The sequence below is a fragment of the Erwinia sp. AnSW2-5 genome (genome assembly GCF_045107195.1).
GTDB lineage: Bacteria > Pseudomonadota > Gammaproteobacteria > Enterobacterales > Enterobacteriaceae > Erwinia.
Map to the genome: position 1 here is coordinate 73,638 of NZ_JBJGXA010000014.1, position 22,095 is coordinate 95,732.

At 54.2% G+C, this 22,095-nt stretch carries 21 protein-coding genes; 9 read left to right on the top strand and 12 right to left on the bottom strand.

Going from position 1 to position 22,095, the window contains the following annotated elements:
* Positions 1–80 precede the first annotated feature (80 nt).
* From mdtI to ACFL9S_RS12540, 3 genes are all read right to left on the bottom strand, one after another.
* Positions 81–410 (bottom strand): multidrug/spermidine efflux SMR transporter subunit MdtI, encoded by a 330-nt coding sequence (mdtI, locus tag ACFL9S_RS12530; RefSeq protein ID WP_405262238.1) that lies wholly within the window; start codon positions 408–410, stop codon positions 81–83.
* Entirely contained in the window at positions 397–741 is a 345-nt protein-coding gene (mdtJ, locus tag ACFL9S_RS12535; protein ID WP_405262239.1) for a multidrug/spermidine efflux SMR transporter subunit MdtJ, read from the bottom strand. Before mdtJ ends, mdtI begins: the two co-directional genes overlap by 14 nt.
* Before the next feature lie 352 nt (positions 742–1,093).
* Positions 1,094–2,104, bottom strand: coding sequence for a LacI family DNA-binding transcriptional regulator (locus ACFL9S_RS12540; protein ID WP_405262240.1), 1,011 nt, complete (start codon positions 2,102–2,104; stop codon positions 1,094–1,096).
* A gap of 151 nt (positions 2,105–2,255) precedes the next feature.
* On the opposite strand from ACFL9S_RS12540, the gene ACFL9S_RS12545 reads away from it, so the two are divergent.
* The 5 genes from ACFL9S_RS12545 to btsR all read left to right on the top strand — a co-directional run bounded on the left by ACFL9S_RS12545 (position 2,256) and on the right by btsR (position 7,834).
* On the top strand, positions 2,256–3,374 hold the full coding sequence (locus ACFL9S_RS12545; RefSeq protein ID WP_405262241.1) for an ABC transporter substrate-binding protein: 1,119 nt from the start codon (positions 2,256–2,258) through the stop codon (positions 3,372–3,374).
* Between the two features lie 66 nt (positions 3,375–3,440).
* Positions 3,441–4,493, top strand: a complete 1,053-nt coding sequence (locus ACFL9S_RS12550) for a FecCD family ABC transporter permease (RefSeq protein WP_405262242.1) — start codon at positions 3,441–3,443, stop codon at positions 4,491–4,493.
* Positions 4,490–5,278 (top strand): ABC transporter ATP-binding protein, encoded by a 789-nt coding sequence (locus ACFL9S_RS12555; RefSeq protein ID WP_405262243.1) that lies wholly within the window; start codon positions 4,490–4,492, stop codon positions 5,276–5,278. The genes ACFL9S_RS12550 and ACFL9S_RS12555 overlap by 4 nt, the downstream gene beginning before the upstream one ends.
* A gap of 154 nt (positions 5,279–5,432) precedes the next feature.
* Complete coding sequence (locus ACFL9S_RS12560; protein WP_405262244.1) at positions 5,433–7,118, top strand: LytS/YhcK type 5TM receptor domain-containing protein; 1,686 nt, start codon at positions 5,433–5,435, stop codon at positions 7,116–7,118.
* Positions 7,115–7,834, top strand: coding sequence for a two-component system response regulator BtsR (btsR, locus tag ACFL9S_RS12565; protein WP_405262245.1), 720 nt, complete (start codon positions 7,115–7,117; stop codon positions 7,832–7,834). The genes ACFL9S_RS12560 and btsR overlap by 4 nt, the downstream gene beginning before the upstream one ends.
* 1 nt (position 7,835) lies before the next feature.
* On the opposite strand, the gene yjiA is transcribed toward btsR, so the two are convergent.
* The 4 genes from yjiA to ACFL9S_RS12585 all read right to left on the bottom strand — a co-directional run bounded on the left by yjiA (position 7,836) and on the right by ACFL9S_RS12585 (position 11,901).
* Entirely contained in the window at positions 7,836–8,795 is a 960-nt protein-coding gene (yjiA, locus tag ACFL9S_RS12570) for a GTPase (protein ID WP_405262246.1), read from the bottom strand.
* A gap of 29 nt (positions 8,796–8,824) precedes the next feature.
* Positions 8,825–9,028 carry a YbdD/YjiX family protein gene (locus tag ACFL9S_RS12575; protein ID WP_133843580.1) on the bottom strand — a complete coding sequence of 68 codons (204 nt, stop codon included), beginning with the start codon at positions 9,026–9,028 and terminating at the stop codon, positions 8,825–8,827.
* A gap of 50 nt (positions 9,029–9,078) precedes the next feature.
* A complete protein-coding gene (locus ACFL9S_RS12580) occupies positions 9,079–11,232 on the bottom strand; it encodes a carbon starvation CstA family protein (RefSeq protein WP_405262247.1) in 2,154 nt (717 codons plus the stop codon).
* Between the two features lie 375 nt (positions 11,233–11,607).
* Complete coding sequence (locus ACFL9S_RS12585; protein WP_405262248.1) at positions 11,608–11,901, bottom strand: chorismate mutase; 294 nt, start codon at positions 11,899–11,901, stop codon at positions 11,608–11,610.
* Between the two features lie 226 nt (positions 11,902–12,127).
* Here ACFL9S_RS12585 and ACFL9S_RS12590 point away from each other — a divergent pair, with 226 nt between their 5' ends.
* Entirely contained in the window at positions 12,128–14,242 is a 2,115-nt protein-coding gene (locus ACFL9S_RS12590; protein ID WP_405262249.1) for a DUF4034 domain-containing protein, read from the top strand.
* A gap of 59 nt (positions 14,243–14,301) precedes the next feature.
* Here the strand turns inward: ACFL9S_RS12590 and ACFL9S_RS12595 are convergent, their stop codons facing one another.
* Positions 14,302–14,673: a hypothetical protein gene (locus ACFL9S_RS12595; RefSeq protein WP_405262250.1), complete on the bottom strand. Its 372-nt coding sequence runs from the start codon at positions 14,671–14,673 to the stop codon at positions 14,302–14,304.
* 293 nt (positions 14,674–14,966) lie between these two features.
* Here ACFL9S_RS12595 and ACFL9S_RS12600 point away from each other — a divergent pair, with 293 nt between their 5' ends.
* Positions 14,967–15,770: a DUF4225 domain-containing protein gene (locus tag ACFL9S_RS12600; RefSeq protein ID WP_405262251.1), complete on the top strand. Its 804-nt coding sequence runs from the start codon at positions 14,967–14,969 to the stop codon at positions 15,768–15,770.
* A 48-nt stretch (positions 15,771–15,818) separates the two neighbouring features.
* On the opposite strand, the gene ACFL9S_RS12605 is transcribed toward ACFL9S_RS12600, so the two are convergent.
* From ACFL9S_RS12605 to ACFL9S_RS12620, 4 genes are all read right to left on the bottom strand, one after another.
* Positions 15,819–16,190 (bottom strand): hypothetical protein, encoded by a 372-nt coding sequence (locus ACFL9S_RS12605; protein ID WP_405262252.1) that lies wholly within the window; start codon positions 16,188–16,190, stop codon positions 15,819–15,821.
* A gap of 198 nt (positions 16,191–16,388) precedes the next feature.
* Entirely contained in the window at positions 16,389–17,321 is a 933-nt protein-coding gene (locus tag ACFL9S_RS12610) for a sugar phosphate isomerase/epimerase family protein (RefSeq protein ID WP_405262253.1), read from the bottom strand.
* Positions 17,322–17,331: 10 nt separating this feature from the next.
* Positions 17,332–18,510 (bottom strand): Gfo/Idh/MocA family protein, encoded by a 1,179-nt coding sequence (locus ACFL9S_RS12615; RefSeq protein WP_405262254.1) that lies wholly within the window; start codon positions 18,508–18,510, stop codon positions 17,332–17,334.
* Positions 18,511–18,744: 234 nt separating this feature from the next.
* Positions 18,745–19,668: a substrate-binding domain-containing protein gene (locus ACFL9S_RS12620; RefSeq protein WP_405262255.1), complete on the bottom strand. Its 924-nt coding sequence runs from the start codon at positions 19,666–19,668 to the stop codon at positions 18,745–18,747.
* 369 nt (positions 19,669–20,037) lie between these two features.
* Here ACFL9S_RS12620 and ACFL9S_RS12625 point away from each other — a divergent pair, with 369 nt between their 5' ends.
* Positions 20,038–21,051, top strand: coding sequence for a LacI family DNA-binding transcriptional regulator (locus ACFL9S_RS12625; RefSeq protein ID WP_405262256.1), 1,014 nt, complete (start codon positions 20,038–20,040; stop codon positions 21,049–21,051).
* 308 nt (positions 21,052–21,359) lie between these two features.
* Positions 21,360–22,088 carry a gluconate 2-dehydrogenase subunit 3 family protein gene (locus ACFL9S_RS12630; protein WP_405262257.1) on the top strand — a complete coding sequence of 243 codons (729 nt, stop codon included), beginning with the start codon at positions 21,360–21,362 and terminating at the stop codon, positions 22,086–22,088.
* Positions 22,089–22,095: the final 7 nt, after the last annotated feature.

A 22,095-nucleotide genomic window follows, 5' to 3' on the forward strand; every position in this document is an offset into this window, starting at 1 on the left:
CTTCTATATTCTGTCGCGGTTAAAGGCAACCAGATTGCATTTTGATGAACAGAATTTGTGAGCCGTACTACAGATAGGGATCAGGCGAGTTTAATCAGCACCATGCCTGTCAGCAGCAGCGCCACGCCAATCCAGCCTTTGTAGTTGAGGCGCTGGCCGAACAGTATCCAGCCTGCGGCAATGGTCGCGACCAGCCCAAACCCGCCCCATAACGCGTAAGCAACGGACAGCTCAATACCTTTTACCGCCTGCGACAGCGCACTAAAGGCAGCCAGTACGGACAGCAGTGACAGCACGCCCCAGGCTTTACGCTTAAAACCCTCCGACAGTTTAAGAAAAACGTTGGCGGCGATTTCCAACAGGGTTGCTGCGCACAACCAGACGGCGTGTACCCATTCAAACGGCTGCATGTTGCCTCCGGCTGGTGGTGCCTGATTTAATCAGGGCAATGCCTGCCACCAGCGTTGCCAGACCGAACATTTTGGCGGGTGAGATCGACTCATCAAATAACAGCACGCTGAACAGCGTAATAAATAAAATACCGACCCCTTCCCACATGGCATAGGCAACGCCCAGCGCAATTTTTTTAATCGAAACGGAAAGGGCAATATAAGAGAGGGCAATCATGATCAGCATAAGAAAATATCCCAGCTGATTATCGCTAATGCTCGACCACTTCATAAACAGCGTCCCGGTGATCTCGAGTGCGATCGCCAGTGCCAGTAACATCCAGTAAAACATGATTTTTCTTCCATAGAATACGTCTACGCGCCAGCCCGAAAAGAAGTCAGGCTGCCTGAAACAGCAGGGGATGTGTTTTAGGAAAGGGGACTAAAGCGCGTTACGCCAGTGTTGTTCACCGGAAAGCGTATAAGCGGAAGAAAAAAGGGAAGAGCGGTTCTGCCAGGCCTTGCACATATTATCCATAATATTTACAACTTATCCGCGCTGTTGCTTCTCATCGGTTGCGGAAAGAAAATTGTCCTCAGTGATTAACGTCGCTCCTCTTTTACCCGAACATTGAGGGTTGTGCTGGTTAATTTTCAATTCTTTACGCTGGTTTTTTCCTTTATTAGCAGTCGATTTCACTAAATTACATGTTGTAAGGCGTGATAACGCTGACTTTGGAAAATTGCGCCTGCTCTGCGGGCGGAGAAATAAAACCGTGAAACGCCAGAATACTGTGAAAAATGCGCCGCGCATCCTGCTGCAATTCATGATGGATAATCGCATCCAGCTTGCCGTCACTGAGTAGCTGACGGTTTTCGCTGTCCAGATCATGGCCGATAAACACCTCAATCGTGCGCCCGGCGTCAGTAAAGGCTCGCAGGATGGCTGTGTTGCCTCCGCCTGCGCAGTAGACCGCCCCCAGTGATGAATGCTGTTCCAGCTGCCGGGACAAGGCGCTGTAGGTTGGAGAATCGATGCCATAGCCTTCGCTGATGCGGCGTATTTTCAACCCCGGCGCCATCGTTGACATCGCGGCACAGAACCCGGCTGCGCGCTCCTCCTCGCCAAGAAAATGCGCGCTTCCCGTGACCACCGCCACGTCGGGCTGATGCTGCGCCAGCAGGCGAGACATCAGCCAGGCAGCCGTTTTGCCCGCAGACGAATTGTCCATGCCCACGTAGCGAATGCGCTGGCTGTCCGGCAGATCGGTCACCAGCGTGACGACCGGCACGCGCTGTTTAAGCAGATCCTCAATCACCCCGGTCAGATCCCGGTTGCTTTCCGCTTTCAGGATGATGCCGTAGCTGTCGCTGGCGCAGCGTAACATCAGCTGGCGGATCTTCTGTGCGCTGATCTCCTCGAAAAGATGCAGTCGCAGAGTGAGACGAAAGGGCGCGAAGCTGCTCAGCTCGGCCAGCAGCGCATCGGTGACCAGCTGGCTGAAGCGAGCGGGAGTATGCATGATGACATCAACGGTCAGGGTTCTGCCGCTGGCCAGATTCATGCGCTGCTGCTGCTCCAGATCGCGGATTGCCTGCGAGATCCGCCGCTCGGTTTGGGCATGAACGGCACCGCGCTTGTGCAGGGCGCGGTCCACCGTTGCTTTACTGACGCCCGCCTGAGCGGCGATCTGTTTAATGGAGAATTTCATCATTGAGGTCTTTTTGAGGTAACCCGGCACGGAGGGAAATAATGTAGCGGTTAAATCAGTTGCAGGAAATCGTTTAATTGTGTAAAAAACAGTGTCAAATCTAACTGATAATCATTTTTATTTGCCTTTAGTTTCTTACCAGGAACCTGCATCCATGAATACCTCTGTGTTTAACCCGCGCGCGCTGGTTTGTGCGTTATCGTTTGCCGTGCTGGCGGTCACTACCTCCGCATCGGCTAAAGTCCAGACTCTGACCGATGTTATTGGCCGGGAAGTGAAAGTCGACCTGCCCGCGAAACGCGTGGTGCTGGGCTTTTACTTCGAAGACTACATGTCCGTTGGCGGCGAAAAAGCGTATGACTCCGTGGTCGGGATTTCCCGCGAAGCCTGGGAAGGCTGGGTGCCAGCGAACTGGAATATGCACGTCGCGCATCGTCCCTCGCTGAAAAACATCCCGGATGTGGGTGAAGTGGAAGCGCAGAGCTTCTCGGTGGAAAAAGTGCTGAGTCTGAACCCGGATCTGGTGATCCTCGCAGACTGGCAGTTCCAGGCCCTGGGCCAGGATGTACAGCGCATCGAAAAACAGGGCATCCCGATTGTGGTTATCGACTACAACGCGCAGACCGTTGAGCGGCACGTTGCCTCAACCCGCGTGCTGGGCACGCTGACCGGGCAGGATGCGCGCGCCAGTGAAATGGCGGCACTCTACGCCGGTGCATTGAAGCAGGTGGCGGATCGCATTGCCACGGCGGGTAAACCTCAGCCGAAAGTGTATGTTGAGTTCGGCAACAAAGGGCCGGAAGAGTACTCCTTTACCTACGGCAAAAATATGTGGGGCTCAATGGCCACCGCCGCGGGCGGCAATAACATCGCCACGCCGTTCGTCGAGTGGTGGGGACCGCTGAACCCGGAGCAGGTACTGGCCTCTAAACCGGACGCGATCTTTATCTCCGGCCGTGAGAACAACAAAAATCCCAACGCGTTGCCGATGGGCCAGGGCGTTAATCTTGCTGACGCTCGCACTAAGCTGAAAGGCTTTGAACAGCGTCGCGGCTGGAACGAGTTACCGGCAGTGAAAAATGGCAAAGTCTTTGGCGTTTATCAGGGCGCATCGCGCACGTTGTCTGACTTCGCCATGGTGCAGTATATGGCGAAGCAGCTCTATCCTGAGCTGTTTAAGGATATCGACCCGCTGGCGAACTATCTGAATTTCTACAAAAAATACCTGCCGGTCACCCCGGAAGGGACATTTGTGGTGAGTGTCAAAGAGTAAGTTGACGAAATCTGCCAGGGGCGGCCGCTGTTTGGGCCGCCCCTTGTTGTTATACAGGACCGCTGAATGAACACTCCCACCGACAACCGTGCAGCCATTGCTGCGCATCGCGCGCGCGAAGGCAAACGCTGGCGTTACGTATTCCTCTTCCTGCTGCTGACCGCGCTCTGCCTGGTGCTGGATATTGCGACCGGCCCGTCAATGCTGGCGCCTTCTGAAGTGATTCGTTCTCTGACCGGTATCGGTGAGCGTGCGGCCATGACGGATGCGATTGTGCGTGAGTTTCGCCTGCCGATGGCGCTGATGGCGCTGGTGGTGGGGGCTGCGCTGGGGGCGGGCGGGGCACAGATGCAAACCCTGCTGAATAACCCGATGGCCAGCCCTTATACCCTGGGAATGGCGGCGGCGGCCGGTTTTGGCGCGGCGTTAAGCCTGGCCTTTGGCGGCTTTGGACTGAATCCGATGATTGCCGTGCCGATTGGTGCGTTTATCTTCTCCATGCTGGCGGCGCTGTTCCTGTTTATGCTGGCCTCAATGCGCCGGGTGCGTACCGAAACCATTATTCTTGGCGGCATCGCGCTGCTGTTTCTGTTCCAGTCGATGCTGTCGCTGATCCAGTTCCTCTCTTCCCCGGAGCTGTCGCAGCAAATTTTATTCTGGCTGTTTGGCAGCCTGACCAAAGCGACCTGGCCGACGCTGATCCTGACGGCGGTCGTGACGCTGGTGTGCTGCCTGCTGCTGATGGCCGACTCGTGGAAGCTGGCTGCGCTGCGCATGGGGGAAATGCGCGCACTCAGTCTCGGCGTTAACGTGCGCTACCTGCGGATGAAAGTGCTGGTGATTGTGGCCGTCATGACCGCCACCGCCACCAGTTTTGTTGGTGTTATCGGCTTTATCGGGCTGGTGGCGCCGCATATTGCACGCATGCTGGTGGGGGAAGATCAGCGATTTTCGCTGCCGATGTCGGTGCTCAGTGGCGCACTGATGCTGTCAGCGGCGTCGGTGCTGTCTAAATCCATCGTGCCCGGCGCGCTGTTCCCGGTCGGGATTGTCACCGCCATTGTCGGTGTGCCTTTCCTGCTATGGCTGATTTTTTCTCCCCGGAGGAGCGCCCTGTGATCCAGCTTGATAATGTCTCTGTTCATCGTCAGGGCCGACCGATTATTGATGCGGTCAGTGCCGGACTGGAAGCCGGTAAAATCCATGTGATTATCGGCCCGAACGGCACCGGAAAAACGACGTTGCTGAGTGCTATCTTTGGCGAGCTGGCGCTGGCATCCGGGCAGATCCGCTGTGGTGGATATCAGCTGGCGGCGGGAAAACAGCCTGGCCGGGTGCTGCATGCCTGGCGTGAGATCTTCGCCTATCTGCCGCAGGACAGCAGTGCTGATATTGGCCTGACGGTGCTGGAAGTGGTGGTCCTTGGGCGGCTGGGCAAACTCTCGCTGCATATTGATGATGAAACGCTGGAAGCGGCCATGCAGCGGCTGGCGCAGGCCGGGATCGCCCATCTTGCCGGGCGCGATATCGCCTCGCTAAGCGGGGGGCAGCGCCAGATGGTGCTGTTTGCCCAGGTGATGATGCGTGAGCCTCTGGCGATGCTGCTGGATGAGCCGGTCAGCGCACTGGATCTTAAGCATCAGCTGGCCCTGCTCGACCTGGTCCGGCGTGAAACCCGGGCGCGGGGCTGGGTGACGGTAATTGTGCTGCACGATCTTAACCTGGCCTGCCAGTATGCAGACAACCTGCTGGTGGTGGCGCAGGGGAAAATCCAGGCTGCCGGGAACCCGCGCGATGTGGTAACCGCCGAACTGATTGCCGCCACGTATGGCGTTGAGGTTGAGATCCTGCGCGATCGCGCAGGAAATCCGGTGATCCAGCCGCTCAGTACGGCGGTGTTGTAAACCCACAGACAGTGGCACGGCGATCCTCCTGTGCCACTATCTGCGGTATTTTTAAAAAAAATTCAGTACCAGCTCGCATTTCAATGAATGATGGAGGGAAAGATCGCGCTGTCCAGTGTATGTTGCTCCCTCAGGAGAATGTGGATTACAGGGCATGTACGAATTTACGTTGATTTTATTGTTGTTACAGCAGATGTGTGTATTTTTGGTCATCGCCTGGCTGATGAGTAAAACCCGTCTGTTCATCCCCCTCATGCAGGTTACGGTGCGTCTGCCCCATAAGCTGCTGTGCTACATCACCTTCTCGATTTTCTGCATTTTGGGCACCTATTTCGGTCTGCATATTGAAGACTCAATTGCTAACACGCGCGCCATTGGTGCGGTGATGGGCGGCCTGCTGGGTGGCCCGGTAGTCGGCGGTCTGGTGGGCCTGACGGGGGGATTGCACCGTTACTCGCTGGGCGGTATGACGGCGCTCAGTTGCATGATCTCCACGATTGCCGAGGGGCTGCTGGGCGGCCTGATGCACAGCTATTTGATCAAACGCGGACGCAGTAACAAAGTCTTCAGCCCGCTGACGGCAGGGGCCATCACGTTTGTCGCTGAGCTGGTGCAGATGGCGATTATCCTGCTGATTGCCCGACCCTTCCAGGATGCCCTGCACCTGGTGCAAAGCATTGCGGCACCGATGATGGTGACCAATACCGTGGGGGCGGCGATGTTTATGCGCATCCTGCTGGATAAACGGGCGATGTTTGAGAAGTACACCACGGCGTTTTCTACCACGGCGCTGAAGGTCGCCGCCTCGACCGAGGGGATATTGCGCCAGGGATTTAACGAAGAGAACAGCATGAAGGTGGCGCAGGTGCTCTATAAAGAGCTGGATATCGGCGCGGTGGCGATCACTGACCGTGAACGCCTGCTGGCCTTTACCGGCACCGGGGACGATCACCATCTGCCGGGTAAGCCGATCTCCTCTTCCTATACCTGGCGTGCCATCGACAGCGGAGAAGTGGTCTATGCCGACGGTAACGAAGTGCCTTACCGCTGTTCGTTGCACCCCAACTGCAAGCTGGGTTCGACGCTGGTGATCCCGCTCAGAGGGGAAAATCAGAGTGTGATCGGCACAATAAAACTCTATGAACCGCGCAACCGCCTGTTCAGCTCCATCAACCGCACGCTGGGCGAAGGTATCGCGCAGCTGCTGTCTGCGCAAATCCTCGCCGGGCACTATGAGCGTCAGAAAGCGTTGCTGGCCCAGTCCGAGATCAAACTGCTGCACGCCCAGGTGAATCCCCATTTTCTGTTTAATGCACTGAATACGCTGATGGCGGTGATCCGCCATGACAGTGAAAAAGCCGGGCAACTGGTGCAATATCTCTCCACGTTTTTCAGGAAAAACCTGAAGCGTCCGTCGGAGATTGTCACCCTGGCGAATGAAATCGAGCATGTTAACGCCTACCTGCAAATTGAGCAGGCGCGTTTTCAGTCGCGACTGAGCATCCGGTTGTGGGTGCCGGAGGAGCTGGCTTACTACCAGCTTCCTGCGTTTACCCTGCAACCGATTGTGGAAAATGCAATAAAACACGGCACCTCACAGCTGCTCGGCATGGGTGAAATTACCCTTAAGGCCAGCCGTGACGGGCAGCATCTGGTGCTGGATATTGAAGATAACGCTGGGCTTTATCAGCCCAAAGAGAGCGGTGGTGGGCTGGGAATGAGCCTGGTGGATAAACGTTTGCGCGTGCGATATGGCGACGCTTACGGAATCACCGTCACCTGTGAACCGGATTGTCTCACCCGCATTACACTGCGGTTACCGCTGGAGGAACCCCTATGATCAGCGTATTGATTGTCGATGATGAACCACTGGCGCGCGAGAACCTGCGCGTCATGTTACAAAAAGAGCCGGATATTGAGATTGTCGGCGAGTGTGGAAATGCTGTTGAGGCGATCGGCATGGTGCATAAACTGCGCCCTGACGTTCTGTTCCTCGATATCCAGATGCCGCGCATCAGCGGCCTGGAAATGGTCAACATGCTTGACCCGGAGGACCGTCCCTGGATTGTCTTCCTCACCGCCTTTGACGAGTTTGCGGTGCAGGCGTTTGAAGAGCATGTTTTTGACTACCTGTTGAAACCGGTGGAGGCTCCGCGACTGGAGAAAACGCTGACGCGCCTGCGTCAGGATCGTCATGGGCAGGATGTCTCTGTGCTGCCGGATAATCAGCAGGATCTGAAGTTTATTCCCTGTAGCGGGCAGAGCCGTATCTATTTGTTGCAGATGGAAGATGTGGTGTTTGTCAGTAGCCGCCTGAGCGGGGTCTACGTCACCAGCCTGGAGGGGAAGGAAGGTTTTACCGAGCTGAAGTTACGTACGCTGGAAAACCGCACACCGCTGCTGCGCTGCCATCGCCAGTTTCTGGTAAATATGATCCATCTGAAGGAGATCCGTCTTGAGGATAATGGCCAGGGAGAGCTGTTACTGAGCAGCGGCCACACTGTGCCGGTGAGCCGCCGCTATCTGAAAAGCCTGAAGGAGGTTGTGGGCTTGTAAGCTAGGTTTTTAACCCGGCAAAGGCTGCACGGATTTCCTCTTCCGGTAGCTCAATGCCGATAAAGACCAACGTGCTGGCAGGCTGTTCATCAGCCTGCCACTCGCGATCCCAGTCAGCACTGTACAGACGCTGCACACCCTGGAACAGCAGGCGACACGGCTGATCGGCAATCCACAGCATCCCTTTGTAGCGCAGCAGCCTGTCGGCAAAACCGGCCAGCAGCCCCTCCATCACTTTCGAAACCGCCTCCAGTGCCAGCGGGTAGTCCAGCTCCAGCACCACGGAGGAGATGGCATTCTGTTGCTGCGGGATAAACTGAAAACGCGGTTTCGGCGTGACAATCGCCTCTTCCAGCATAAATCCCCGGGTATCAAACAACAGCGCCAGGTCGATATCGCCGTGGATCACCGGGTAGATCGGTGCGCGCGCATTGATGCGCTGCAAACGCTCCATCAGTTCCGGTGGCGTGCCACTGATATCCGTTTTGGTCAGCAGAATGCGGTCGGCGTAGCCTATCTGCGACTGCGCCAGCGTAAACTGATCCATCTGCTGCCCGGCATGTACGGCATCGACCAGGGCGATAACGCCGTCCAGCAGATAGCGTTCACACAGGATCTCATGGGAGAAGAAGGTCTGAATAATCGGGCCAGGATCGGCCATGCCGGTGCATTCAATGATGACGCGATCGAACGTGATATCGCCGTTATCGCGGCTGTCGAGCAGGTCCAGCAGCGCGGTTTCCAGCTCGCCTGAACGGGTACAGCAGATGCAGCCGTTAGTGAGGGTGGTGATTTGCGTGGCGCGATCGCCGAGTAGCTGATTATCGACGGCGACGGCACCAAACTCATTCTCAATCACCGCAATCTTGTAGTCCTGCTGTTCATGCAGAATATGACGTAACAGCGTGGTTTTTCCCGCGCCGAGAAAACCGGTCAGTACCGTGACAGCAATGGGGTTCATAGGTTATCTACCTTGATAGTCGTCTTGCATCAGCAGCAGCGCATGCCGCCTTTTCCATCTCCGCCATAGCGCGCCTGCTGGCGCTCTCGGAAGAACTCTTTATAGGTCATCACCGGTTTATCCGGGTGATTGGTCTGCATGTGTTCAACGTAGGTATCGTAATCAGGAATGCCGACCAGCATACGCGCTGCCTGACCGAGGTATTTTTTCGCCGCGCCGAGATTATCAAACATCCATCATCCCCCTATATTCAGGGCGAGGCACGCCTCGCCCGACACATCACTTAGTGGCCTGAAGAGATTTTCACCCCTTCTTTCGGCACAGCGACATATGGTGTTTCAGTATCCGTTGGCGTATCAGACCGGCGTGCGTTCAGCCAGGCTTTAATGCCGTAGAAGATAATACTGTACACCACGATGAGGAACAGAATGCTCAGACCCGCATTTGTGTAGTTGTTGATCACAATATGATTCATATTGCTCAACTGCTGAGCCGTCAGCTCAGCGCTACCCGTGGCCATTTTGGTTTTGTACTCGCTGGCCATATAGAAGAAGCCTTCCATCTGCGGATTGGTGCTGAACAGTTTGAGCGCCAGCGCCCAGGTGGTACAAATCAGCAGCCAGATAGCCGGTATCATCGTTACCCAGATGTACTGCGTGCGCTTCATCTTAATCAGCACCACGCTCGCCAGCACCAGCGCTACGGCGGCCAGCATCTGGTTGGAGATACCGAACAGCGGCCACAGACTTTTCACGCCGCCCAGCGGGTCGACCACGCCCTGATACAGCAGGTAGCCCCACAGCCCGACACAGCCTGCGGTGCCCACAATGCCGGCCAGCAGTGAATCGGTTTTTTTCAGGAATGGCACAAAGTTACCCAGCAGATCCTGCAACATAAAGCGGCCGGAACGGGTACCCGCATCCAGCGCGGTCAGGATAAACAGGGCTTCAAACAGGATGCCAAAGTGATACCAGAAGCCCATATCGGCAAACGGCAGAATCTTGTTAAAGACATGGGCAATCCCCACGGCCAGCGTTGGCGCACCACCCGCACGGTTCAGCACCGACGGTTCACCGATATCTTTCGCGGTTTGCAGGATCTCTTCAGGGGAGATAACAAAGCCCCAGGAGCTGACGGTGGCGGCCGCCTGTGCGGTCACTTCCTGCAGCTGCGCCATAATCATCGGCGCGTTGGCACCGCCCAGCTCATGCAGGTTTGGCATCACGATGCCGAGGCCTGCCGGTGGGGTGTTCATCGCGAAGTAGAGACCCGGTTCGATAATCGAGGCTGCAACCAGCGCCATCACCGCCACAAACGACTCCATCAGCATGGCACCGTAACCGATAAAGCGCGCATCGGTTTCACAGGCCAGCAGTTTCGGCGTGGTGCCGGAAGCAATCAGCGCATGGAAACCGGAGACGGCGCCACAGGCGATAGTAATAAACAGGAACGGGAACAGCGCACCTTTCCACAGCGGGCCAGTACCATCAATATACTGGGTCAGCGCGGGCATTTTCAGCTCAGGATTCAGAATCACAATCCCGATAGCCAGGCCAACAATCACCCCGATTTTCAGGAAGGTCGCCAGATAATCGCGCGGTGCCAGAATCAACCACACAGGCAGCAGCGCAGAAATAAACGCATAGCCAATCAGGGTAAAGGTGATGGTGGTGTCTTTAAAGGTCAGTGCCGGGCCCCAGTACGGGTCGTGGGCAATCACGCCACCAAAGTAGATCGACGCAATCAGCAGGATCACGCCAATCACGGAGATTTCACCGACCCGCCCCGGCCGGATAAAGCGCATATAGATGCCCATAAACAGCGCAATCGGCACCGTTGAGCAGACGGTAAACACGCCCCACGGGCTTTCTGCCAGCGCTTTCACCACGATCAGGGCCAGCACCGCAAGGATGATAATCATGATCAGGAAGCAGCCGAACAGCGCAATGGTACCAGGAACCGGCCCCATCTCATTTTTGATCATCTCACCGAGCGAAGCACCGTTACGGCGCTGGGAGATAAACAGCACCATAAAGTCCTGCACCGCTCCGGCCAGCACCACGCCCGCCAGCAGCCACAGCACGCCGGGCAGGTAGCCCATCTGCGCCGCAAGAACCGGACCGACCAGCGGCCCCGCTCCGGCAATCGCCGCGAAGTGGTGACCAAACAGTACGTTACGGTTGGTCGGTACGTAGTTCAGACCATCATTATTGAGCACCGCAGGCGTTGCGCGGGTCGGGTCCAGTCTCATCACCTTCTGGGCGATGTAGAGGCTGTAATAACGATACGCCACCAGATAGACCGACACGGACGCCACAACGATCCACAGCGCACTGATATGTTCGCCGCGTCGGAGTGCGACCACGGCCAGACAGCAAGCACCGATGATCCCGAGGATCATCCAGGGTATATGCTTGAATAGCTTATTTTTATTCATAAAGGACCTGGCTTTATACAAAGTGAGATTGTGTGCAATCGAAAGAATTTTATACCGTGGCTATGGTGGCGAATTTCAAGTGGCGCCAGGGGGATAATTCGTTGAGTGGCGCTATGTGGGGTTAAGCGGTTGTTTACCGACGTAAGCGGTTTCGCCGGTAAACTAAATGGGTAAAATATGTGACTAGCGTCTCACTGGTGCTGTCTGGTTCTTTAGAGGGCAGTGGAAACGGCGTGTGGGTCGCTTATGGCCAGGTTGGCCATAAACACGGTTAGCTGTAGATGGTTACTTCACAGGGATGAAATTTATCGGCTTCGCCGGGCTACGGTTGTTAGGCCGTATGATCTGCTCCCCGTTTATGAGTCCCCCTGTCAGCTAAACACCCTCGCTCAGCTGCCGATGCTGTTCCAGTTCATAATCAATAAATGCGCCAATCATTGCCCGGTACACCTTCTCGATAATCTCTTCCGGCAGATGGTGTTCTGCCGCCTGCTGACGCACTTTATCAATCACCTTCTGCACACGGTCCGGCGCACGGACGGCATCGCTGTCTTTCTTGAATGCAGCGGCGGCTTTGACGCACTCTCCCCGCTGGGCAATCAGCGCCACCAACCGGGTGTCGATCTGGTCAATCTGGTTTCTCACCTCTTCAATAGAGTTTAATGTCACGCTCAATCTCCTGTACTAGTTTTGTGGATCAGCTTACCTTAAGTGATGCACATTGACCAGCAGGAAAAACCGTCAGGCGCGTTAATGTAAATTTCTCTGGTGTGGATCATTTTTATCCTGAAATTTCCCAATATTGCTGATATAACGAAACCTTAAAAAATTATCTTTTGTGAAACTTTTCAATGGCTCAGGGACTTTTCGCTGTATTTGACTTAAGGGAAGGGCGATGAGCGAACACTCAGGAAGAACCGATAAAATGACCTCTGATTATGAATCTCTGGCATCGATCCTTGCACGTCGTGCGCACCTGCGTGCGCTGTTCATCAGCCAGCAGTTTGCGGCACTGGATGTGTTACTGGAGCAGCAATCCCAGCCCTGGCTGAACGGCGTCAGCGAAGCTTACGACTACGAGTGGAGCATCGATATGCTGTTCGACCCGCTCCAGCCAGTGGCTGACACCCTGGCCGCGCTGGAAACCTGGGTCGCGGATTATCCTGATTCCTACCATGCTCATCTGCTGCTGGGGTGCTACTGGGAGCGTGCTGCGGGCCGTATTCGTACCCAAAATGGCGGCGAATACGTGACGGACGACCGCTGGATGGGGGCAGAGCTGGCGCGCGATTTGGGGATTGCCGCGTATCTGCGCGCGCTACCTTTGCACCCGAAACCCGCTTATGCGCTGTTCCGTATTTTCCGCCTGAGCTGTTACCTGGGCGAGCCACAGTGGTTATTAGCGCTGGCGCTGGGCGAACAGCCGGACAACTACACCGATCGCCAGGCAGAGGTGGACCCGGAGGTCTGGGCCGCCGGAATGCAGCGACTGCGCGATGAAGGTGGCAGCGAGCTGGCTATCATCCCCCAGGCTTTACCTGCCTGTTTATCGGCGCGCAGCGAAACGGAACAGCATGACAGCAAGCTTTACTGGCTGCGCGTGACGCTGGAAGCGCGCCCGAATCTGTACGCGATCCTCAGCTCCTGGGTGCATTTTCTCTACCCTCGCTGGGGTGGCAGCCATCAGGAGATGTCTGCGTTTATCGACAGCGACTGGTGCCGCGGGCTGTCTGAGAGTGAACGTAACGGCTTACGTATGACGCAGGCCTGGGATTATCTTGGCTATGTGGCGCTGATGCCTGGGGCCAACGACCGCGAGAACATTGCCTTTTGTCTGCAACAGTATGATGCCCTGCTAGCGCTTAACCTCACGCCGCGCCAGCATGCTTCTGTGCTGCGCAACTACGCCAACTTTCTCAGCCACTATGCGCGCACTCAGGAAGGCAATGAAGTGCACTGGAATAAGCCCGAGATGCAGCAGGCTTACGATGCGCTGGTCAAGGCGTGGCAGGTTGATCACCCGGTTGCCGATCCGGGGCTTCACGATGCGTTCAGTACGTTACTCTCCTGCCTGGATTTTGCGGGTATCGAGGACAGCTTTGGCCTGCGTCCGCTATGGCTGGATCGCAGTCAGCAGTGGGGCGACTGCCAGTACGAAGTGCTGGTGGCGGGGCTGGCGAGCAAATACGGTTTCTATGACATCCGTCAGGGGCAGTTTGACCATGAGCGGCTGATCCCGCTGGGCCTGGCGCTGGAGTCCGACCTCGATATTGGCCAGGCGGGCGCCAATCTGTTTGAGGCAGCCTCTGAAGAGGCGGGCGTTTTCCTCACCCAGGCTGCGGCCGATGCCGGTGATGCTTCGGCGATGGCCGGATTATACGACCTCTATTCAGGCAGGATGTCGCGCCGCTATGGCCGCGATGCGGCAGCGTATGAAGACCGCGAGCAGGCGCTGGTGTGGATGGCGCGAGCCGCAGAGGCCGGTAACGTGATTTGCCAGTACAACCTGGGGTATGTCATTGCCCGTGAAAACGACATCGTGAATGCGCAGCAGTATCAGCGCGCACGCGATCTGTTTATCGGGGTGATGCACGCTGAGAATCTCGGGCTGGAAGTGTGGCAGCGCGCCACGCGTGAGCTGTCGGGGCTGATCCTGTTTAATCAGCACGCCAGCGAGGCGGATTGTCGCTTCGCGCTGGATGAGGTGCTGGCTGCATTGTGGAACGATGAGCATCCTGACAATCAGGAGTTCGCTGCGGCTTATTATGCGTATGCTTTCTTCATCGGAAAAGGCAGTATGCCGAACCGTTATCTGGCCAAAATTTGGGTGGATCGCGGCCTTGCCATTAGCCCGCAGGATGAATATTTGCTGGAACGCGCAGGCGAGATTTATCAGCGCGGGGCGCTGTTTGGCGGGTTTCGCTCGGCACGGGCTTTCCGGCGCGATAAAGCGCGTATCGATGAACACGGCAGGGCGCTGACTTTTGATGCGGGGATGGAGCCAGTTTGAGATAAGCCCGACTTTATATGACAGGGGAGCCACGCCGTTGGCGCGTGGCTTTTTTGAGATTATTTTTTTTTGTTCTTAATTCTTTTATAACGCCAGGATTTGAACCCTAGACGTAATGGGCTAACAACAGATTGACATAAAATAAAAATGGAGAATGTGAATGTATTTACTGCTATTACGTCCCGAGGTGAATGATTTTCTAAAATAGATGATACATTCAATAATAAGAGTAAAATAAAAAGAAAGCATGCCATGCTGAAGAAGAACGAACCTAAGTTTTTTATCTCCAGCCTCAACGTCTCATCATAATCTAACGCATTATCCCCCTCGGCCTGCTCCTCTTGTTTCGCTCGCTCTCTGGCTCTTCTGAACTTCTTTAAATCTTTTTCGCTAAAGCCATTGGCGAGTAAATCCTTTTCTAATTCGGTCATAATGGCGTCCCTTTAATTAATTATTCTTATTACGACCTTACCAGGTCGTGCTGGGGTAAGAATAAAGGATGCGGCGGTGGAAAGACAGGGCCGGGATCAGGGAATCTATCTGCATCATAAAAATGGACTATTTGCTATCTGTTTTTCAATAAGATGGATGTGTTGCTGCCAATAAATTACGTCTGGATGCGCACCCCGACATTCTGCACCACTGCTGCGTGACGCCGAAGCGTGAATTTGTTAATAATAAATTGCGTAGGTAGTTAATGTACTTCAAGGAGAAGAGATAATTTATGGATATTTATCTAAACAGAAGAAGTAACGATAACAAATATTTCTCTGCCATGGGGCAGTCTGCTGCCTCGGATTTACACCGGGTAGCAGAGATCGTTGGCGGAAAACATATACGCGATCACTTTATCCGCGCCCGATTTCTTGGTGAGGTGAAAGCATTTGCTAACGCGAATCTGCATGAAATTAGCAACGCGAAAAGTGATGCTCAGTGTAAAGCCGCCATTAATAATATTAAGGAGGAGAGCAATAACATCAGCACCCAGGGCGACCGGCTGACGATGGGGCAGGCAAAGATATTTCTTACTGTCAGTATGGAGAAATATAATAAAGAGCTGGGTTATACCATTGATGCTGTCGGATTGGCTTTGGGGGCTGGGCAGTTTTTTGGCAGCGGAGCAATAGTAAAAAGTGCATTTGATAGTGCATCTGTGATAGGGAAAATTGCAGGTTTTTACGTGATGGCTAGTGGTGCAAGTTCAACATCAGAAAGTTTACTTAAATTACTGGGTAGTGACAGTGCTCCTAATTTATTGAGAGACTCTTATGTTGGCATCGCTCATTTTATGGGGTTTGATAAGAAAGCTGGCCTTACGGCTTACCACTCTATGGAAATCATCACTTCAGCTTACGGTGTGTTTAGAATGAGTGTCAAACCGGATTCCTGGCGTTTATATAAATTTATTCCATCTGATTTTTATATTCAAGTTGGCAGAATGAGCAAAGCATCTTTAATGTTGGAAGTGGTTGTTTCAGGTAATAACTTGAGATTTATTTATGGGATGCATTCAGGTGGTGAATTGTAAGGTTTGACTTTAATATCTTAATTGCCACGATGTTAACACGTGGTATTTTTATTTGTTGTTTTTCAATCTTTTTTTATATAAGCATGACTTTAATCCCAGTATTAATGGGTTAGCAATGCTTGAGCATAGATAAATAAACACGGTAATGATAGTGCTTAGTGTCATCATCTCTAGTGATGAGTATTCTTCTGATATTTGTGATGTATTAAAAAGAATGAGTATGACTAGTATGGAACATGTAATGCATAGAAAAGTTGAACCCAATGCCTTGATCTCCTCTCTCAACGTCTCATCATAATCTAACGCATTATCCCCCTCGATCTGCTCCTCTTGTTTCGCCCGCTCTCTGGCTCTTCTGAACTTCTTTAAATCTTTTTCGCTAAAGCCATTGGCGAGTAAATCTTTTTCTAATTCGGTCATGATGGCATCCCTTTATTCAATCATCCTTGTTATTAACTGATCAGGCCGTGCTGCGGTAAGAATAAAGGATGCGGCGGTGGAAAGACAGGACCGGGATGGAGGAAGTGATCAAGACCACTAAAAATGGATGATTCGCTATTTATGACAGAATAAACGGGAAAGCAGGGCTGCAACAGTGTGCAGCCCCGGAATATCGGATTACTGGCTGATGGTCTGTTGCAGCGCGGCAATCGATGAGGTCACGCCCGCTTCAACGGACATGGTCAGGTCTTCCATCTCCAGCGATACCCAGTCGTTGTAGCCCATCATGCGTACCACGGAGAAGAACTCCTTCCACCATTGCAGATCCTGACCGCAGCCGACCGCCACGTAGTTCCATGCACGGTTTGCCACATCTTCTACCGGTTTGGTTTCCAGCAGACCGTTAATTGCCACCAGGCCGCGCTCCAGACGCACATCTTTACCGTGTACGTGGTGGATCGCCGGGCCAAGTGCACGCGCAGCCGCAATCGGGTCCGCGCCCATCCACAGCAGGTGGCTTGGGTCAAGATTCAGGCCGACGGTTGGCCCAACGGCATCACGCAGGCGGAACAGCGTTTCCGGGTTCCACACCAGCATGGAGCTGAAGTTTTCCAGCGCAAATTTTTCCACGCCGCACTCTTTGGCGCGGGCAACCAGCCCCAGCCAGTAAGGGATCGCCACTTCGTTCCACTGATAGTCGAGGCAGTTTTTCAGCGTCGGCGGCCAGCTAACGGTGTAGGTGATCCAGTTTGGGATGGTGTCGTTCGGGCTGGCCGGAGGCAGGCCGCTCATCATGACGATTTTCTTCACGCCAAACTCACCTGCCAGCTGTAACGCTTTATCGGTGTCGCTTTTGTGGCGCTGGCCCGGGTCGAGCGGGTTACCGGAGACGTTCAGCGCGGCAATCTGCATGCCACGGCTTTCCAGTGCCTGGAGAACCTGCTGGCGTTTCGCCTTGCTTGCCAGCAGTTCATCGGTGCGCAGGTGCGGCGCGCCCGACCAGCCGCCGGTGGTCATCTCCACGCCGTAAACGCCCAGCTCCAGCAGTTTATCCAGCATCTGTTCGAAGGGCAGGTGGCCCAGGCTGTCGGTACAGAACGATAATTTCATCTTGTTAACCTTACTCGTAATTAACCCAGGTGGAGCCGTTGTCGGCAGAGCGAACACAGTTTTCAATCCAGCGAACGCCTTCCAGACCGGCATCAATATCGGGATAGATCAGGGTATCCAGCGTCTGCTGGTCACCGCGCTGCTGGGCGCTGATGGCAATGGCGAATTTCAGATAAATATTGGCCCAGGACTCGGCCAGACCTTCGGTGTGCAGCGCGCCCAGGCGCTCATCGGCCAGCGCACTCTCATCCAGGTACGGCATGCCGTGATGCATCATCTGCGTGGGTTTACCCTGAATTTCATACTTCAGTTCGCCAGGGTTGTAGTCGTTCCACTCCAGGCTGGCCTGTGAACCAATCACGCGAATAAACTGGCTGTCCATCGACCCGGCGTTAATGGAAGACGCCCACATACGGCCCACGGCGCCGCCTTCGTAATGCATCAGCACCATGGCGTTATCTTCCAGCGGCGCGCGCGACGGGATAAAGCTCTGGCGGTCACACAGCAAAGAGGTGATGTGCAGATCCGGCAGCACCAGCTGTGAGATATAGAAGGTATGCGTCGAGATATCGCCCAGCACGAAGGTTGGCCCGGCAACTTTCGGGTCAACGCGCCACTTCTGGGCTTCGCTGAACTTGTCGGCGCTGTCATTGGCGCTGAAGCCGTGGGTGTATTGCAACTCCACCATACGTACATCGCCGATCTCACCGTTGGCGATCATCGCGCGCATCTGCATCAGCAGCGGGTGGCCGGAGAAGCCGTAAGTGACGCCGACGATCAGCCCTTTGGCCGCCGCCAGTGCTTTGATTTCACGCGCTTCGGCGGTGGTGAAGAACAGCGGCTTCTCGCAAATAACATGGATACCGGCATTCAGCGCCGCTTTAGTGATTTCATAGTGGGTGCCGTTTGGCGTGGCGATGGTCACGACTTCGATGCCGTCAGCACGCTTCGCTTCTTCCGTCAGTAATTGCTGGTAATCGTCGTAGCAGCGCTCTGCCGCCACGCCGAGGTTAACGCCGAAATCCCGGCCGCGTGCGGCGTCGATATCAAACGCGCAGGCCACCAGTTGATAGGCGGTGTTGTCACGCAGCGCACCGCTGCGGTGTTTGTAACCGACCTGGCTCAGGCGGCCGCCGCCAATCATTGCCCAGCGAAGCGGGCGGGGGATTTTTCTTTCACCATTTAACATTATCGACTCCTGAGTTGTTGTTTGCACCCGGGTGCAAAATAGGGCGTAACCGTGTTGATTCCAGACCGGGATAAGCGGTGATGCTGCTGCCTGTCATGTGCTGCACTCTTCAAGATGGCGAATATTAAGTCAATCGACATCATGCAAAACTCACAAGCGTGATCACAAAATTTCAACAAAATGCACCCGGGTGCATGCGCTTTTTCATTCGCCCTCAGAGGGGATGAGATCGGCTTACTTCTTATTTTTCTCGGTAAAGCTCAGGTAGTTTTCTTTGGTGACGACCTCGTAAGGGATCCAGTTGTAGGTTTCGGTTTTCTGTTTTTCTACCAGAGACTTAACCACTTTTACCGCGCCAGTCGCCTGGCCTTTTGCATCCTGGAAGACGGTGACCGCCATTTCGCCATTTTTAATAAATTGCAGGCCGTCCGGCGTGCCATCAATGCCCGCCACGACGATGTTGGATTTCTTCGCCTGATTGATTGCCATGATGGCGCCAATCGCCATTTCGTCATTGTTGGCCGCGATGCCGTCAATCGGCGCACCGTTGAGTAACCAGCTGGATGTGACATCCACCGCTTCGTTACGCTGCCACTTCGCGCTCTGCCGCTCGATCACCTTCATCTCTTTGTGCTGTGCGATCACTTCTTCCACTGCTTTGGTGCGCTCGCGCGCCTCTTCGTTGGAGAGCGCGCCCATCAGAATGGCAATATTGCCCTTGTAGTTCATTTTCTTCGCCATCGCTTCCATTTGCAGCCTGCCGCTCAGTGCGGAGTCCGAACCGACATAGGCCTGGCCTGCACCGAGTTTGACTTCCGGTTTACGGTTAACGAACACCAGCGGGATATTGGCGCGCTTCGCTGCCTGCATCATCGGCAGAACGCCCTGGGTATCCACCGGGTTGAGGATGATGGCGTCCACGCCCTGATTGATAAAATCGTCGACCTGCTGGATCTGCAACGCGACGTCGCCTTTGGCATCAGAAAACTGGCTGTCCATCTCAAGATTTTTCAGCTCGCCGATCATCTGCGTGCGCAGAATGGAGACAAAATTTAAATCGAAGTTAGCCAGCGCCACACCGACCTTCACGTTTTTTGCCTGAACGCCGAAGGCCAGCAGGGCACTGAACATCACCAGTAATACTTTTAATATTTTCATGGGGTTATTCCGTAGGTTGAGGTTTTATCGTTATAGGAAAACGTTAATTGCAACCGGGTGCAAAAAAGGGCGGTTATCCGCCACGATGTGACTGTGGCTTTCCGGTGCGTCAGTGGAATGTCGGCCACGCCTAAAATTTAGTCAATCCCCGGAAGACCAAATCATCGGCTTCTGTCACAAAAAACTAACATCTTGCACCCGATTGCAAAAATAATTGCAATCGGGTGCAGAAATCGAACATAATCGCAACATTAGTAAGGGAACTCCTAAGGCCGTCAGCACCGGGGCACAGATATCGCGGCGGACAGTTTATTTTCACCGGCGTTTAGCGTTCAATGCAGGGTTACCAGACTCCAGAACGCAGGTGTTATGACTAAGAATGTAAAAATGCGCCATAAAACCACCGCTAACGATGTGGCGAAACGGGCGGGAGTATCCAAGTGGACGGTATCCCGCACCTTCACGCCGGGTGCATCGGTATCCGATCGGGCGCGTGAGAAGGTAGAAGCGGCGGCGAAAGAGCTGGGCTATCGGCCCAATCTGCTGGCGCGCAGCCTGTCGAAGAAAAGAACGCAGATTATCGGCGTGGTGATTGATGAGTTAAAAAATCCGCACTCGATGATGATGCTGGATGTGGTCACCCGGCAGCTTCAGGCACGCAGCAATATGGCGCTGGTGCTGAATATTACCCCTGGGGAAAACTACCGCTCGGTGCTGTCGATGGCTGACCAGCTCCAGGTGGACGGCATTCTGTTTCTCGGCACCATCCTGACGGAGGAGCTGATCGCTATTGCTCACGATATGCACCATATCCCGCTGGTGCAGGTGTGCCGCAATAACGACACGGACGAGATCGACGTGGTCAATATTGACGGTTTCCGCGCCGGGGGAGAGATTGCCCAACTGCTGCTGACGCAGGGTTACCAGCGTTTTGGCTATATGAAAGGGCCAGACACCCAGGGACACCACCTGCTGCGGATGGAAGGTTATCAGGACCGTCTACAGCAGAGCGATTTTGCCATTGAACAGGTGCTGAATGCCGGGCATTACGATCGTCAGAATGGCTACCGGGCAATGACCGACTATCTGCAATCGACTACGGATGTTGTGGATGCGATTTTTTGTGAAAACGACATTCTGGCACTCGGTGCCCTGCAGGCGTTAAAGCAGCAGGGCAGGCAGGGGCAGATCGGCATTGTCGGGTTTGACGATATTGATGAAGCGGGCACCGATGACTGGATGCTGACCAGCTGGAGCCAGGGGATTGAACGGCTGATTGATGAAGCGCTCAACCGCCTGATCGATGACGTCAGCACCGCAGAAGGTGACTGGCGCTGGGGCGAGATCCGCATCCGGCAGTCGCATCTGAAACACAAGTGTTAATGCTGAAGTCAGTCCGGTGCGCGAGGGTAGCCAACGCACCGGCAGCGTGAAGGATGAAGGGTATCATGGGGTGTGGTTAATTCCGCCGTACACACCCCGCTAATAATAAAACGGATAATTCCGGGTATAAGTCACACTTCTTTCAATCATAACGACCTGGAAAAGGCTGAATGTCGAGCCTGGAACTGGCGTCAATTTTATTACCTTTGGTTAATGAAAATAATGGCAAAGATATTCTGCCGCTTTGTGCGAGATCTTTAATTATCTCGCAGGGATAACGACGTCTAAAATTCATCAAGGAAATAAACATGAACCGCAGAGAAGCGATATTTTCGCTGAGTTCGATCGTGGCGGCGCTGGCCGTAACGCCAACATTACGGGCGGAGGAGATGAAGGGCGTTCCGCACGATACGCAGATGAGCCCCGACCATCTGCCGCAGCCGGTCTGGCAAAAAGGCTATCGGGTACTGACCAATGAAACCGACCGTCAAAACCTGACCGCGCTGTTTGATCGGCTGATCCCCGCTGACCGTTTTGGCCCGTCAGCCAGTGAATCAGGCTGCATCGAGTTTATTGATGCGGAACTGGCCGGGGATTACGGTTCCGGCGCAGCGCTTTATCTGGACGGGCCGCTACAGCCGGAAAACGAGGAGAAACTGATGGGCAGCCCGCAGTTTCTGACCTCGCCTCGCGAACGTTATCTTACCGGATTGAAAGCGTTAGAAGCCTGGGCGCAGAGCCAGCACAAGGCATCATTTCATTCACTGAATGTCGATCAGATTGATATTTTCCTGACGAAAATGGAAAAAGGGGAAATTAATCTTGGTAATGACATTAACAGCCAGGCGTTATTTGAACTGATGCTGCAAAACGTGCGTGAAGGCTATCTGGCCGATCCTATCTATGGTGGTAATAAAAATATGTCCGGCTGGAAGATGATTGGTTTTCCAGGCGCAAGATATGACTACCGCCCCTATGTTGACCGCCACAATCAAGATCTTCAGCTGATTCCGGTTAGCCTGATCCCAAACGATTAAAAATAGC

Bases quoted from the DNA above. Each gene is read 5' to 3' on its own strand.
- ACFL9S_RS12595 (WP_405262250.1), bottom strand. From the start codon at position 14,673: ATGACCGAATTAGAAAAGGATTTACTCGCCAATGGCTTTAGCGAAAAA.
- btsR (WP_405262245.1), top strand. From the start codon at position 7,115: ATGATCAGCGTATTGATTGTCGATGATGAACCACTGGCGCGCGAGAAC.
- ACFL9S_RS12590 (WP_405262249.1), top strand. From the start codon at position 12,128: ATGAGCGAACACTCAGGAAGAACCGATAAAATGACCTCTGATTATGAA.
- ACFL9S_RS12610 (WP_405262253.1), bottom strand. From the start codon at position 17,321: ATGAAATTATCGTTCTGTACCGACAGCCTGGGCCACCTGCCCTTCGAA.
- ACFL9S_RS12605 (WP_405262252.1), bottom strand. From the start codon at position 16,190: ATGACCGAATTAGAAAAAGATTTACTCGCCAATGGCTTTAGCGAAAAA.
- ACFL9S_RS12550 (WP_405262242.1), top strand. From the start codon at position 3,441: ATGAACACTCCCACCGACAACCGTGCAGCCATTGCTGCGCATCGCGCG.
- ACFL9S_RS12600 (WP_405262251.1), top strand. From the start codon at position 14,967: ATGGATATTTATCTAAACAGAAGAAGTAACGATAACAAATATTTCTCT.
- yjiA (WP_405262246.1), bottom strand. From the start codon at position 8,795: ATGAACCCCATTGCTGTCACGGTACTGACCGGTTTTCTCGGCGCGGGA.
- ACFL9S_RS12620 (WP_405262255.1), bottom strand. From the start codon at position 19,668: ATGAAAATATTAAAAGTATTACTGGTGATGTTCAGTGCCCTGCTGGCC.
- ACFL9S_RS12545 (WP_405262241.1), top strand. From the start codon at position 2,256: ATGAATACCTCTGTGTTTAACCCGCGCGCGCTGGTTTGTGCGTTATCG.
- mdtJ (WP_405262239.1), bottom strand. From the start codon at position 741: ATGTTTTACTGGATGTTACTGGCACTGGCGATCGCACTCGAGATCACC.
- ACFL9S_RS12540 (WP_405262240.1), bottom strand. From the start codon at position 2,104: ATGATGAAATTCTCCATTAAACAGATCGCCGCTCAGGCGGGCGTCAGT.
- ACFL9S_RS12560 (WP_405262244.1), top strand. From the start codon at position 5,433: ATGTACGAATTTACGTTGATTTTATTGTTGTTACAGCAGATGTGTGTA.
- ACFL9S_RS12615 (WP_405262254.1), bottom strand. From the start codon at position 18,510: ATGTTAAATGGTGAAAGAAAAATCCCCCGCCCGCTTCGCTGGGCAATG.
- ACFL9S_RS12575 (WP_133843580.1), bottom strand. From the start codon at position 9,028: ATGTTTGATAATCTCGGCGCGGCGAAAAAATACCTCGGTCAGGCAGCG.
- ACFL9S_RS12625 (WP_405262256.1), top strand. From the start codon at position 20,038: ATGACTAAGAATGTAAAAATGCGCCATAAAACCACCGCTAACGATGTG.
- ACFL9S_RS12630 (WP_405262257.1), top strand. From the start codon at position 21,360: ATGAACCGCAGAGAAGCGATATTTTCGCTGAGTTCGATCGTGGCGGCG.
- mdtI (WP_405262238.1), bottom strand. From the start codon at position 410: ATGCAGCCGTTTGAATGGGTACACGCCGTCTGGTTGTGCGCAGCAACC.
- ACFL9S_RS12580 (WP_405262247.1), bottom strand. From the start codon at position 11,232: ATGAATAAAAATAAGCTATTCAAGCATATACCCTGGATGATCCTCGGG.